Source organism: Rhodococcus zopfii NBRC 100606 = JCM 9919, assembly GCF_001895025.1.
Taxonomy (GTDB): domain Bacteria; phylum Actinomycetota; class Actinomycetes; order Mycobacteriales; family Mycobacteriaceae; genus Rhodococcus; species Rhodococcus zopfii.
In genome coordinates this window covers 8899-22853 of record NZ_BCXI01000047.1, presented here as the reverse complement: position 1 = coordinate 22853, position 13955 = coordinate 8899, and the positions used below count along the sequence as shown (strand labels likewise).

9 protein-coding genes are annotated in these 13955 nt (G+C 69.3%); 5 read left to right on the top strand and 4 right to left on the bottom strand.

Annotated features, from left to right (window positions below; translation table 11 throughout):
- Positions 1–196 precede the first annotated feature (196 nt).
- From RZ1_RS24705 to RZ1_RS30695, 3 genes are read left to right on the top strand one after another with little or no spacing between them, the layout of a single operon-like run.
- On the top strand, positions 197–751 hold the full coding sequence (locus RZ1_RS24705) for a hypothetical protein (RefSeq protein WP_072815176.1): 555 nt from the start codon (positions 197–199) through the stop codon (positions 749–751).
- Between the two features lie 13 nt (positions 752–764).
- Entirely contained in the window at positions 765–1331 is a 567-nt protein-coding gene (locus RZ1_RS24700) for an HNH endonuclease family protein (protein WP_072815174.1), read from the top strand.
- Positions 1332–1385: 54 nt separating this feature from the next.
- Complete coding sequence (locus RZ1_RS30695; protein ID WP_169918107.1) at positions 1386–1562, top strand: hypothetical protein; 177 nt, start codon at positions 1386–1388, stop codon at positions 1560–1562.
- 137 nt (positions 1563–1699) lie between these two features.
- Here RZ1_RS30695 and RZ1_RS24695 read toward each other — a convergent pair whose 3' ends face one another.
- Both RZ1_RS24695 and RZ1_RS24690 read right to left on the bottom strand, forming a co-directional pair.
- Complete coding sequence (locus tag RZ1_RS24695) at positions 1700–2701, bottom strand: DUF4192 domain-containing protein (protein WP_072815172.1); 1002 nt, start codon at positions 2699–2701, stop codon at positions 1700–1702.
- 103 nt (positions 2702–2804) lie between these two features.
- On the bottom strand, positions 2805–3035 hold the full coding sequence (locus RZ1_RS24690) for a hypothetical protein (RefSeq protein ID WP_072815170.1): 231 nt from the start codon (positions 3033–3035) through the stop codon (positions 2805–2807).
- A 994-nt stretch (positions 3036–4029) separates the two neighbouring features.
- Here RZ1_RS24690 and RZ1_RS24685 point away from each other — a divergent pair.
- Entirely contained in the window at positions 4030–4266 is a 237-nt protein-coding gene (locus RZ1_RS24685) for a BrnT family toxin (RefSeq protein ID WP_072815168.1), read from the top strand.
- A gap of 5 nt (positions 4267–4271) precedes the next feature.
- Complete coding sequence (locus RZ1_RS24680; RefSeq protein WP_072815224.1) at positions 4272–4523, top strand: hypothetical protein; 252 nt, start codon at positions 4272–4274, stop codon at positions 4521–4523.
- Positions 4524–4773: 250 nt separating this feature from the next.
- On the opposite strand, the gene RZ1_RS31485 is transcribed toward RZ1_RS24680, so the two are convergent.
- Together RZ1_RS31485 and RZ1_RS24670 are read right to left on the bottom strand one after the other, a co-directional pair.
- Positions 4774–5079, bottom strand: coding sequence for a hypothetical protein (locus RZ1_RS31485; RefSeq protein WP_238071864.1), 306 nt, complete (start codon positions 5077–5079; stop codon positions 4774–4776).
- A complete protein-coding gene (locus RZ1_RS24670) occupies positions 5045–13888 on the bottom strand; it encodes a helicase-like domain-containing protein (protein WP_244899385.1) in 8844 nt (2947 codons plus the stop codon). The genes RZ1_RS31485 and RZ1_RS24670 overlap by 35 nt, the downstream gene beginning before the upstream one ends.
- Positions 13889–13955: the final 67 nt, after the last annotated feature.

The window sequence follows — 13955 nt, the reverse complement described above, 5'->3', positions numbered from 1 at the left end:
ACGGAGTTCGCACCGAGGTCCGACAGGCCCTCGGGGGGTCCTGGCGGAGCTGCGGAGCTGCGGAGCTGCGGGTGTTAGGCCGGTTGGGGTGGTTTTTCGTCGGTGAGGTGAGCGAAACGGATGGCATGTCGAGGTGACGACGAAGCGGGGCGCGGAGCTCCCCGCGGGGTGTGGCGAGCCGCTACACTGCGGGACTATGGCCTCGACTTCTCGTGTGGCGTCCCGCCGCTCCCTGCGTCCGCACACCGCCGGCAATGTCCGGGAGAACGCGCGCCGCGCACGCGAGCGCCTGTTGGCTCGTCAGGCGGAGCTCGAGAAGCTGTCCGCGCCGATCCACGCCGCCGCCGAGAAGCTGGCGAAGCTCGACTCGGCGGTGTCCGCTCGTGCCGACGCGCCGTTGAAGAAGATCGAGCGGCTCGAGAAAGCGCGTGATCGGAAGATCGAGAAGATCCGGCAGGAGTATGCGGCGAAGATCGCTGCGGTGCGTGAGGAGCTGGAGTCCGACGCCGAGCAGATGACGCCGGCCGAACGCGAGCAGGAAGAGATGTTGCTGCGCGAGTATGCCGATGCGATCGTCGCGTTCAGCGGTAAGGCGTCGGCGGCGGAGCTGGCTCCGCTGCTCGGTGTGAGTGTGCGCGAGGCGAAGAAGATCATCGAGCAGGCTCGGGCCGACCTGGGGATCACCGGCGACAGCTCGGACAGCGCTGAGCCGTCCGACGAGGACCGGCCGGTGAGCGTGGCCGTGTCCTGAGCGCGGTGCGGCCGTGAGCGAAGACGAGGAGCCGCTGTTCGACCTCGCGTTCAGCGACGGCACCGTCGAGTTCGTCGCCGACGATGCTCCGGACCGTCGCCGGGTACGGGTGGTGGACAACTCGCTGCGGCCGTCGCAGGCGAACATCTCCGCGTTCTGGTCGAAGGTCGTGAAGTCCCCGACGTGTTGGTACTGGGTCGGGGCGATCAGTGCGCCGGACGGATACGGGCGGTTCAACTTCCAGCGCGGGAATCGGCAACGCACGATGCTCGCGCATCGGTTTTCGGTGGAACTGACGCACGGGCCGTTGGCTCCGAACGTGGTGTGCGAGCACAAGTGCAACGAACCGTTGTGTGTGCGGGTCGGGCTGGCGCACCTGGTGGAATCCACCTACAGCGAGAACGTGCGCTACGCGATTGCCCTGGGCCGGCTGTCCGGTCACGCTCTGCTCGACGGGCAGGGCCGCACTCGCTACGAGCGGTCGCTGGCGATCCGGGAGGCGTTGCGCGACGGCTACGACGAGCAGGCGTTGCTGCGCGCGAAGACCGATCCGGGACAGTGGCAGCAGACGCTGTTCTGAGCAACAGGTGGGCCTGTGCTGGTAGGTCCGGTGACTACACGCGAAGGGGTGTCGATGGTTCAGCGATCCGAAGTGGAAAAGCAGTTGTACGAGGCGGTCAAGCACACGATCCGGCCGAGCGAGAGTGACCTCGAAGCGGTCCTCCACGGTGAGCCGGTGCCGTTGTCCCGGCCGGCGTCCGGGTCGTTCGACCTGGCGTTCCCGGACGAGCAGGTGGGCGATGCGTTGTAGCGTGCGTGCGGCACTATGCTGTGCGGTGTAAGACGTGCGCAAGTGGTGGTCGGGCTCGATACCTGACCAACACTTGCGCGCAACGGGCGAGGCCCCCGGAACTACGGATTCCGGGGGCCTCGTCGTGTCGGGTGGTGTCAGATCCGGTCACCGCTGGGCGCGGGCAGCTCGATGCCGAAGCGTTCGCGGGCGATGCGCACTGCGGTGCCTGCGAGCTCGCGGATCATCGACGGGTGCAGTCCCTGCTCGAGTGCTTGTTCGAGCAACCCGAGGAACCGCGTGTCGCACAGCGGGAAGCGGGTGGCTTCCTCGCGGGCGGCACGGAACGCGCACCCGGCCTCGACGCCCTGCCCGTTGGCGTAGGAGAAGTACCCGGCCACCGTCAACGCGGCCACTCGCTGGGCGGTGGGCAGTCGGCGGGCGATGGCACCCATCGTCTCGGCCGCGACACCGCCGTCGAGCAGTGCCAGCCCGAGCATCGCATCGCGGGCGGTGACATCGGTGACGAGAACGAGTCCGGTGCGCGCTGCGAGTGCGGCATCCGGTTCGGTGCGGGTGCGCACCGCCTCGGCCAGCTCTTCGAGGACCGAGCGGGCGAAGTTGTCGCCGAGCTCGTCCTTGGCTGTGCGGGCGTGGGCACGGTCGCTGAGGGTGACCGTGCCCACGCGGCGGAAGCGTGCCTCGATCTCGTCGCGGCTGCCTGCCACGGTCTTGCCGAGAACGGCGTAGGTGGCGGCAACCTCGGTGGCGTTCGGGGCGGGGATGGTGCCGCACTGCAACGTCTCCACCTCGGTCCACTGCTGGCCGTCGTCGATGCGCGGGGTGTAGTAGATCCCGCTGACGTCCATGCCCAGATCCAGCAGTGCGGCCTTGGTCTTGCTGCCTTCGGCGATCACATCGGCGAACGGTGTGCGGTCGGTGACGATGACGACGATGACGCGATCGGATTCGCCGGTCTTGGCCAGTGCCTCGGCCGACACGGCGAGCTGGCGCGCACCGAAGTCGCGGCGGGCGGTCCACACGAGCCGGTCACCGCGGAACAGCAGCAGCAGGGTGGACAGCTCGGGGGTGAAGCCGAGGATGTTCGGCACAGCGGCGATCAGCTCGCCGATTCCCTTGATGCGGATGCGCTCGGACATGAATGCGTTCTCCTTCGTTGTCGGGCGGGCCGGCGGCCCGCCGGTTTGGTGAGTGGGTGTTGCGCGCCGGGGCCGCTCGCGGCCCCGGCGCAAAGGGGGCGGGTCAGGCGCGGTCGATGGCGGCGTCGATGACCGCTTTGATGCGCGAGGTCCGTACGCCCCGCGCTTCGGCGTCACGCAGCAACTGCGAGTGGCGGCGCAGCAGATCCGAAATCCTCGGTCCGGTGGAGACGTTGCGGATCACTGCCGCAAAGTCGTTCCCGAGACACTCGGCGCGTCGCAGGATGGCGTCGACGTGATCGTCGCGCCCGGCGAACGTGTGCTTGGTGGTCATCGCAACTCCCCATGCTCGAAGTGAGAACCGGCGGCGATCGGGCCGCCTGTTCTTTGCCCTTTCTGGCATGGAGATTCAGACCGGCTGTAAGGCCGCGGAGTGCAAGCCGGGGGGCGAAAAGTTTCGGAGGAGCGAAGCGGGGGAGAAAGTTTTCGAGCCGTAGGCCGCGTCAGCGCCCCCGGGTTGCGCGCAGCGGCCGGCCGGTCAAAATCGGAAGGCCAGAAAGGGCAAGGGCAAGTTCTTTTTCAGTGCGGCGCGCCAGCGCCGCTCGATTCGGTGGACACCGAAGGTGGCCTGGCGGCGCTGCTAGGGCGCAGCTTCGGCACCGCTGCCGTTGGGCGGTGTCCGGGGTGTGCGCTACTGTCCCGTTCGGCGGTATCCGGGGGGCCGCTGCGCCTCAACTTTCGGTGCGAGAACTCTTCTGGGAGTTCTCGGCCCGGACTCGGTGACTCGGGAGATCACCGGGTTCGAGGCGCAAGCGGCCCCCTCGATGCGCAAGTGCTGTCGGCGGCCCTTGCCCGCAGTGGGTCGGTCTGACCAGCGGCCTCGCGCACGCTGACCAGCGGCGGCAGGCCGATGCTTCCCGAAGGCCGCCGCCGACGCCCCTCCACCGGCCTGCCGCACATCCGATCATAGCGCTCGTTCGAAAATATGTGCGAATATCGGCGGTGTGGGATCCTGCGAGCGCGCTCCGAAGCTGTGCCCGAACGGGCGTCGCCTGGGGCCGGGCCGCGTCGTAGTGGGATGGTGGCCGTGCTCGTGCGAGACGGCCCACCGGCCGTCGGGAGCGACCGGGCACCGCACCTACCGGTGCTCGTCGTGTGGTGCCGAGATCCTGATTCCACCGCATACCGGTATACCGGCGCCCGCGACACCCCGAGCACCCACCCGAAGACAAACTCTTCCGTAAGCGCCGGATCGCCATAGAAGATGATCCTGATGCAACGTGTAAAGCAGGTATTGACGCCGCAGCGCGTAAAGGTATCCTTTACGGGTGAGGATCGTGGATTCGGCGCGCAAGCACGGGATCGGTGATGACGACATCGTCCACGCGTTCGACGAGGCGATCCGCTACGTCGAGTACGAGTACGACGGCGAGGAACGGCTGTTGATCATCGGTCCCGACACTGCGGGCCGGTTGCTCGAGCTGGTGGCCGTACCCGCGGGTGAGCCGACCCGGATCATCCATGCCGATCGCCTTCGGGCGAAGTTCTACCACTACCTGAGGTGAGCACCATGCAGACCGTCAAGCGCAGCGACACCGATGTGACCGGACTCGACCAGCTCGATCCGGCCGTCACCGACGCCCGCGATGCCACCCATGTGCGGCGGATCATCGCCGCCCGCAAGGCCCTGGCCGCCGCCGAGGCCGAGCTTCGGGCCGCCGTGGCCGCCGCCCGAGACGCCGGTGATTCCTGGGCCGTGATCGGTACGGCACTGGACACCACCCGGCAGGCGGCATACCAGCGATTCGGAGCGAACAAGTAGACTTTCCGTGCCCGGCGCATCGACCGGTCACCGAGCGCCCTCGGGCGCTCCTGCATGGTGCCCCGAGGATGTCAGGGCAGCAAACCGTGCGCGCCGGACGGCGCCGCTGATGGTGTCAGCGCACTGCTCGATTGGTCCGCGACTGGCCAGATCCTGCCTCGCAGATGTTGCCTCGCCACCGCTGCGGCGGCTCGTCCCTTGAGCCTTGACAGATCGGTCAAGAACCTCTCGGGAATATCGGGAAGCCATGTCAGTCGATGTCGTAGCCGGCCTCGCGGGCAAGGATCTTGGTGATTTCCTCGAAGGTCTTCGTGCCCCGGATCAGATCGACCAGCAGCTCTTTGTCGGCGTCGCTCATCTGACGGCCTTCGATCGCCATGATCGGTTCCATCGCCGCGATGTCGGCGCGGGCTTCGGCTTCGGTGACGTGTGGTTCCACAAGTTCCCCCTGGTCGGTGGTGGGGTGGGGCAGAACCTGGATCGGTTCTGCCCCACCGCTGGTGACGAGCTTGGAGGCGCGGTCAGACGGCGCGGCCGTCTTCGTATCCGTCTCCACAACCGGCTTCGTACTGTTGCATCGGATGCATCGGATCGGGGTGCTGCTGCGGTCCGGTGCTGGTGAGATCGCGCCTGCGCAGTGGGCGCACGTCGCCGGCCGCCCGCAGCCCTTGCGCGAGCGTGTCGTCGAGTTCGAAGGTGTCCTCGCCGGTCGGCACCGCGTCGGTGGGTTCGAGCACCGCCTCGGTCGGCTCCACGACTACATCGGTTGCCTCTGCGACACCCTGGAGTGCTTCATCGTCAACTCTGGTTGTTTCTGCGGCACCGTCGGTGGTGTCGACCTCGGTGCCGGGGGGTTCGACGGTTGTGGCGGACACTTCGGCTTCGAGGCGTCCGCGGCGGTCCATGCTGGCCTGGTGGATCGCCTCGCGGGGGATGTCCCGGTCGGCGGCGAACTTCCCGACGGCGCGGACGGCGGTGTTGAACGCCTCACTGCGGGTGTTGACGGCGGCGCGGTCGAGCGTGCCGTCGCCGTCCCAGGCTTCGAGGTGCCACTGCCGGTCGTCCCAGTACACCCGGGCGCCGGGCCGCCCGCTGTCGGCGTCGAAGCCGTACTGCCAGAGCGCTTCGCTGGCGTCGAGGGGCACCCACGGCTGGGCCTTGCGGTCCGCTTCGCGCTGTTCGGCGCCGTCGAGCCATGCCTGCCGGGCTGCGGCCATACGCCCCGGCACCGATGCGAGCAGGTCCTGTTTGCTCATCCCCTGGTGTTCGGCCCACGCATCGGTGGGGTTCAGGTCGAGGGTCCACTTCGGGTACTGGCCGTCGGCGGCCCGCCGCTCCCGGTCCTGGCGGGCTCGGCGCATCGCCTCGGGGGAGTTCTCGCGGGCGTTGACCTCGAGCCGCAGCTCTTCGGCCCGCAGCTTCGCGACCTCGAGTTCGGCGGTGTCGGTGAAGGTGAGTTCCGGCTCGGCCTCGGCCTCGGCGAGCCGGAGACGGTTGTGCTCGATCCGCGCCTCGATCTTCGACACGTGCGTGCTCGCTTTGCCGGCGAGTTTGCGGATCGAGGTCAGCATCGCCTGCGCTCCGCTGGAGCGTTCGAGAACGTTGTAGAACCGGTCGCGCTCGTACCAGCTCGTTTCCTCACCGACGGTGATGTAGAACTGCCCGATGACCTGGGTGTAGCCGAGGGTGAGCGGCACTCCGCCCAGACCGCCGAAGACCTTCTCGTCGTTGGTCTTGGTCACCTCGCCCGCGAGCCGGGTCAGCGAGCCCCGCAGCGCGTCGGCCAGGTCCGCGGTCTGCGAGTCGGGGATCTCCCGGCCGTCGAAGTGCCACGTCCTTGCGGCGCGGTCTTCGATGCCGGTCCACGCTTGAAGCTTGGCGGCGGTCTCGCGCACCTCGGGCAGCCGATTCTCGTCGGCGGTGATCGACCGTCCCAGCGCCCGGATCGCGGCGCTGCGGGCGGCGTTGGCGCTGTGCACGGCGTCGCGTCGGGCTTCGAGCGCGGCGACCTTCCGGTCGGCCTCGACCTGCTCGACGAACACCGGATCGCCGGTGGCTGCGGCCTTGCTCTGCGCCCACGAGACGGTCAGGTCCCCGCCGACGTCCTCCATCGTCGGCGGCACATCGGCTTTGCGGATCATCGACACGAAGTTCGACTTGCGGGCCACGTACTGGTACATCATCGCGTCGAAGGAGCGGCGGGCGACCATGTTGACCACGCTGACGCTCTGGTGGACGTTGCCCTGACGGATGATGCGGCCCAGCCGCTGTTCCATGTCCGCAGCCGTCCACGCCGGGTCCATGTTGATCATCTGTTTGAGCGCCCGCTGGACGTTCAAACCGGTGCCGCCCTTCTTGGTGGAGGTCAGCAGCACCCGGATCCGGCCGTCGGTGCACGCTTCGACCAGCCTCGCCTTGGCCTTGGGGCTGTCGTAGTCGTGCATGAACGCGATCTCCTCGGCCCTCATGCCTCGCCGGACGAGGGCGTCGCGCAGCTCGGTGTAGAGATTGCGGGCCCGGGGGCCGGCGCCGGCCTTGGGGGTGCCGCGGTCGCAGAACACCAGCTGGAACACCCCGGTCATCTCGGGGCCGTACTTGTCGGCCGGGATGCGCAGGTCGGCGTGGTCGCGGTGGACCTGCCAGATCAGCTCGGCGGCGTGTTCGATGCGGCTGTGCTGCGGGTCCGGCGGGGCCAGGTTCGCCAGCGCGGGATACATCGTCAGGTTCCGCCCGTCGGTGGCGATCTTGAGGCTGTTGTCCAGGTCCATCCGATCGCCCTGGATCATGCTCATGCGGACATCGAGGTCGGCCATCGCGTCGATGGCGTCCTGGCCCATGTCGAACTCCACGATCTTCGGGGTGCCGCCGTCGAGGACGGGCAGCCGCACCGGGATCCGATCGGCGGTCACCACGTCCCGGAACTGGTCGAGCATCGCCACCAGCTGCGGGACGTTGGCGTATTCGGCCATGCGCGTGCGCATCTGGATGCGGGTGGCGGTGGTGTTCATCTCCGGCACCGACACCGGCTTGGCGAAGGTCCCCGCCCAGTTGTCGATCCGTCCCAGGCCGGCGGCGTGCAGCAGGTCCGGGCGCAGGTACTTGGTCATCACCCAGATCTCCGACAGCGAGTTGCTGATCGGGGTGCCGGTGGCAAACGCGATCGCCTTGGCCGGCGCGTGCGCCATGCCCTGCTCGGCGCCCCGGGCGCGGGCCTTCTCCCGCAGGTACTTGGCTTTCATTTCCAGGTCGGTGGCGCGTTGGGAGCCGGTCGGGACCGACAGGTCGGCGCTGTTGGATGGGCGGGTGAGGTTCTTGTAGTCGTGGGCCTCGTCGATGAACAGGAAGTCGCAGCCCGATTGCTCGAAGGTCAGCCCGTCGTCGGTGGCCTTGGCCGCGATGATCTTCTCGATCCGGGCCTCGGTGTTCTTGATCGCCTGCTCGATCTGCTTGACCGTGAACTCCGCGCCTTGGTTGTTGGCGGCGGCGAGGGCGTCGCGCAGTTCGGCGAGTTCGCTGTCGAGGTACTCGATCTGCGCTTCGCGGCGCAGGGCGATGCGACTGAACACCGACTGGGGCACGATCACCAGGTCCCAGTCGCCGACGGCGGTTTGCCCGACGAAGCGTTGCCGGTCGTCGCGGCCGTCGAGTTCGGAGGCGACGAGGATGTTGGCGTTCGGGTAGGCGTCGCGGGCCTCGACCGACCACTGCGCGAGCAGGTGGTTCGGCACCACGATCCACGGCTGGCGGATTTGTCCGAGCCGTGTGGCTTCCATGCACGAGGCGGTGATCGTCAGGGTCTTGCCGGCCCCGACGACATGGTCGAGCAGGATCGTCTCGTCGTGCAGGAACCGCTGCACGGCCGCGGCCTGATAGTCGTAGGGCGTGTACTTCGGGTTCAGCCCCGGAAACGACTTGCTGCGGCCGTCGTGGACCGGTTTGACGTAGGAGTTGTAGCGCTCGTTGAATGCGCGGGCCAGGCGCAGATAGCGGTCGCCGTCCTCCCACAGCCACTTTTCGAACCGTTCTTGCAGCGCCGCGGCCGAGGCATGGGCCTGTTCGGTGAGCTTGACGTTGAACCGCGGCTTCGGGGAGCGTTCGAGCTCGTCGGCGGTCTTGAGGATTTGGACGGGTTTGTTGTTGGCGAGCAGCTCGACCATCTTCACGCCCGGAAGCCGGTCGGTGCCGTACTTGTCCGGGTAGCCGCCGGACCATTCGTGGCGGCTCTTCTGGTCGGTCCCGAGTTTCCAGGTGCCGGTGACCGTGTCGTGCTCGACGGTCAGCCGGTCGTCGCGCAGCCCGAACTCCTGGACCAGGAACTGGCGGTAGTCCTCGACCGGAATCCAGGTCGCGCCGATGCGCACCCCGATCTCGGCGGGGTCCACATCCGGCGGCACGACCGTCTCGAGCGCCTGCACCAGCGGCGCGTAGCGGGGATCGGCGGCGGCCTTGACCTTCGCGAGTGCGAGCTTGTCGCGGACCTGCCCGGACAGGGCGACGGTGGCCAGCTCCCATTGATCCGCGTCGTGCAGGGAGGGGTAGATCCGGCCCTGGGCCTGCTCGAGTGCGTCCTCGACGGACACCTTCAGCAGCTCGGCGACCCGCTGCGGGGAGATGTGCCCGAGCTCGTCGAAGCTGATCGCCAGCGCCTCGTCGACATCGGCGGCGCTGGCGGTCTGGTCCTTGAACGGGGTGGTGTCCTCGGTGAAGATCGCCGTCTTGGTCGCCACCGCGTCGGTGCCGTCGAAGCGCGACTGGAAGTTCTCGATGGCCAGCACCATGCCCAGGCGTGGATCGCGGGCGATCGCGCCTTGCAGATGCGCGGAATAGCGGCGCGGTTGCGGCTGCTCGGACGCCTTCTCGTACAGCTCCTCGTACACCTGGTCGGGGATCGACCCGGTGTAGGGGCCGGCCTGCGCCGGATCCAGGCCGTCGGCGGCGGCTTCCTCGCGGCCGGTCTTGAGCCGCCACTCGGTGATCGCCTTGTCGAGGCGGGCGGTGATCTTGTCGTCCGACAGCGGGGTCGGTTCGGTGAGCTTGAACCGGTTCAGCGGCCCCCACCGGCGCACATAGCCGTCGTAGAGCGAATTCAGCCGGCCACGGATCACGTCCCGGTCGGCGGTGGTGTGGGTGTGGGAGCGGCTGGCCTCGGACAGCTCCATCACCGTCTCACCGAGAGCGATGAGCACCTTCCACTGCTCCGCGAGGTCCTTGCCGCGGCAGGTCACCTCGGTCCAGCCGCGACCGAGGGTGAACTGCTCGAACCGGTTCTCGGCTTCGTGGAAGCGCATCGCACCGGGCAGCACCTCGTTGGAATCGAGGTCGGCGCCGGTGCGCAGCCCCGGCGCGGTGAACGCCTCGACCGCGGCAGGATCCGGGGCCTCGGCTGTGAACCCGAGCCCGCGACCCCGGGCCTGGTCGATGAGCGGATCGAGCTGGCTGCGCAGCTGCGCCGCCAGCGGCTTTGTGGTGGTGGGGGCAACGCGCAGCGATCCCCCGGCGTACATGCCGCCCCCCACCGTCACGGTGCCCAGCACCCGCTCGGGATGCTTCGCGAAGTACGGGTTGATCCACGTGCGGGCGGCTTCGCCGGTCCTGGCGTCGACCGCGGCGACCTGGACGGCGGGCTGTGCCCAGTCGAGGGTGTCGGCGGTGGGGGTGGCGCCGTCCTCGCGGCGGCGGAAGATCAGCACGTCGGTGACCACCTCGGTGCCGGCCTGCCGGTCGAACGCCCCGGTGGGCAGGCGCACCGCCCCGATCAGATCACCCTGGGCGGCGATCGCGGCGCGTTGGTCGCCGCTGCGGGCGTCCGAGGTGAACATCGACGTCACCACGGCGACGTAGCCGCCGGGAGCCGTCAGGGCCAACGATTTGGCGATGAAGTGGTTGTGGATCGACAGCCCGCCGGCGTTGTGGATCGGATCGACCAGGGAAAACTTGCCGAATGGGACGTTGCCGATCGCCCCGGTGAACGTGGCGGCGGGGGCGAAGTTGCGTTCGAAGCCGTGGTTGCGGATCTGCTGCGAGGGATACAGGTAGTGCGCGATCTTCGCGCTGATCGGCTCGATCTCGACGCCGACCATACGCACCGACTCCGGGGCGGTGCCGACGAAGTGACCGGCCCCGCAGCCCGGCTCGAGCAGCACCGCACCGTCGGGCAGCCCGGCGCGCTGCACGGCCCGCCACAGCTCTGCGACGATCGCCGGGTCGGTGTAGTGCGCGTTCAAGGTGGTCTGGCGGGCCTGGGCGAAGCCCTTCTCCCCGAGCAGATCGAGCAGCTCGGCGTGCTCGTCGCGCCACTGCGCGAGAACCCTCGGGCGTTCGTCGAAGACCTCCGGCACCGCTCCCCAGCCGGACCACCGCGCCAGCACCGCTTGTTCGTCGGCGGTGGCCGGTCGCTGCTGGTCGTCGAGCTCACGCACCAGACGCAGGGCGTCGATGTTCGCCCGTGCCCGAGCCTTCGCCCCGGACGGGACCAGCACCTCGGTGCCGAGATTGAAGTCCCGTGCCTGCACATCCTGCGGGGCGGGACGCACAGCCGCGGCGGCACCGGCGGGCCGCTCACCCTCGGGCTCCGCAGCACGGTCGCCGGTCTCGGTGACGACCTCCGGCTGCTCGCCTGCGGCCGCGGCTGCGGCGGTGGCTGCGGCGGTGGCTGCGGCGGTGGCTGCGGCCGACGGCTCGGCCGCGCCTCCGGCTGCGGCAGCCTCCGGCTGCGGTGCCGTCTCAGCCTGCGGTTCTGCGATCGCGGCGGATTCGTCTTCGGCGGCCGGTGCGGCGGCCGGCCCGATGGGGCCGACCATCAGACGGTCGTCAACCGCCCATGAGGTCGCGGCGGCATCACGGCCGGCCTGGGCCGCCGGTTCGGCAGGAGCCGACTCGGCCTGTTCGAAGATCACCGCGCCTGTGTCATCGACCGCAGGCGCTACAACTCGAGGGGACGGCGGCTCGGCCTCCTCGCTGATCCGTAGTTGTTCCGCCTCCGCCTCCCTCTCGGCGTCGGCCTCGGCAATGTGCTCCGTGTCGAGCTGCTCGCCCTGGCGTGCTGCCGCGAGGTCGGCGCGGGCGTCGGCGATCGCGTCCCGCAACGTCAGCTCGGGTCGGGGCTTGCCACCGACGTACGTGATGGAGGCGGAGCTTTTCGGTGCCCGTCGGGAGCCGATGGTGATGTGCCGGCCGGCGGGATCACCGACGACCACCTCTCCCGCCCCGGCGAAGGTCAGGTCGGTGGGGGTGAGGCTGTAGAGGTCGTCGCCGGCCGCCCGGATCTCGCGCAGGACCTGCGGGTCCACGTCGTGCGCGAGCGTCCAGTGCAGGTCGATGCCGAGGGATTCGAGCAGGTCGACCTCGGCCGGGAAGTCGCTGCGCAGCTGGTCGATGATGCCGCTGCGCACGTCGTTGATGAGTGAATGGTCGGCAGCGGCCGAGCCGGATTGGCTGTACTGCCACAGCAGGTCCGCCCGGGCGGCGGCGTGGTAGAACTCGTTGTTCCGGGCGTAGGCGTTGGACCTGGACAGCACGGTGGCGCGGGCCTGGGCATAGGGGCGGTAGACACGCTCGATCCACTCCGGGATCGGGATGTTGCCTGCTTCGAGCAGCGCACCGACCGCCACCCGTGCATTGCGGCCGCAGGTGACGAAGGTGCCGCCCCCGTCGAGGGTGTAGTCCCAGCCTCGGGCCGGGAGATAGCTGACCTTGCTGGTCAGGCGATCGTTCAACTTCAGGGCGCAGTATGCGGCTCCGTCGCTGAACCGGGCGGCAAGGTCCGATGCCTGGGGTGCCGGCAGGTTCGGGAGGATGGTGCCGCGCATCTCCGCAGCCAGCCGGGCGGCGGGGATGTCGGCGGTCGCCGCGACGAGATCGGGGCGTTCCTCGGCCATGACCTCGAACGCGGTCTCGATGCCGATCTCGATGAGCGGGGTGCGCGTGTCCATCGGCAGTCCGGCCCACGATCCGAGGAGCGGGTCCCGGCGCGCGTGCATGGTCATCCACGCCGTCCACTGCGCGGCGGTGTCCTGATCCCAGGTCAGCTCGGGGCCGTGGATGCGCTCCCACTCGGCATAGGCCCGCTCGTACAGCTCGGCCGGCAGCGGGTGGTTCTCGAGCAGGACTTTCGCTGCGGCCTGCCGCAGCGGGGATGCCTCGCGGGCTGCGTCGGCAATCAGCCTCTGGGCCTCGGCGCGGGCCACGGCCGGCAGGTACTCCGGGCGCCGGCCCTCGACCTCGGCGATGAGCCTGGGATCGACAGCGACCTCGGCGATCAAGGCGCGGCGTTCCTCGGCGGTGGCCTCGCGGCGTCCCTGCGCGACGCCGTCGAACCACCGGCTGCGGATCTCGTCGCGGGCCTTGCGGCGGCGCACCGCCTCGAGCGCAGCAGCGACCTGCGGGTCGGTATCCGGTTGCGGCAGGGTCAGCGGGTCGTCCGGGTCGTAGGCTGCACGGCCTCGCGCCCACCATTCATCGACCTCGACGGTGGCGGCCTGGTCGATGCCGTCCTGCACGGCGTCGACGTGCTCGCCGCGCTGGGCGGCGGTGGCGGGTTCGGCCGGCTCCCGGGTGTCGAGCACGGCCTGGGTGGTGTCGAGGAAGTCCTCGGTGATGTGGCGTTCTTCGCTGGCGCGGGCATCGACGATCGTGTCGGTGACCTCGGCGGTGACCGGGTGCTGCACCGGCTCTCCGGTGCGGGCCTGCCAGTACGCCTCGGCGGCGCGGTGCCCGAGTTCGCCCAAGCGTTTCGGATCGGACAGGATCGCCCGGCACACCAGGAACATCCCGTCGGTGAGCGAGTCCCGATCGGCCATCAGATCGGCCAGGGCGACCTGCGCCTTGACCTTGAAATGAATCTCGGCCCACGAAAGGAACTGCGCGGCGGTGTTGACCTGTGGGTTCGCGGCAGCATCGGCCTCGGTGTCCGGCTCGGCCAAGGTCTCGAGCAACCGACGCTCGACCTGGGCCAGCGGATCGATCACCGGCCGCGGCTGCCGAGCCTGCCCGGCCTGCGGTTCCCCGCTCCGGGACACCCCGGCAGCGGCCTGGTCCTCGGGTGCCGGCTCGGCCGGCGCCGCGGCCGGGATGAACATCGGTCCCGCGGGACGGCCGGTGAACTGGGCCTGCGGGAGGTTGCCGGCCAGCAGCGCGGCGATCAGGTCGTGGGCCTGGCCTTTGGTGAGGCCCGCCTCGACCACGAACGGCGCGGTCGTCTCCGCTGCCAGACGCTCGAGGGTGCGGAGCTGACGGGCGGTGGCCGGGTGCTCACGCCACGCCGGCTTCGCGGCCGCGACCTCGCGCACCGTCCGTTTGGGAACGGCCTCCGGGTTGATCCCGAAAGCGTGCAGCTCGCTGCGCAGCCGGTTCTCCTGCGCCCGCAGCTCACGCCAGCGGCCCCGCAGACGTTCGAGGCGCTCGGTGAGCGTGGCGACGCGCTGACCGTTGAGG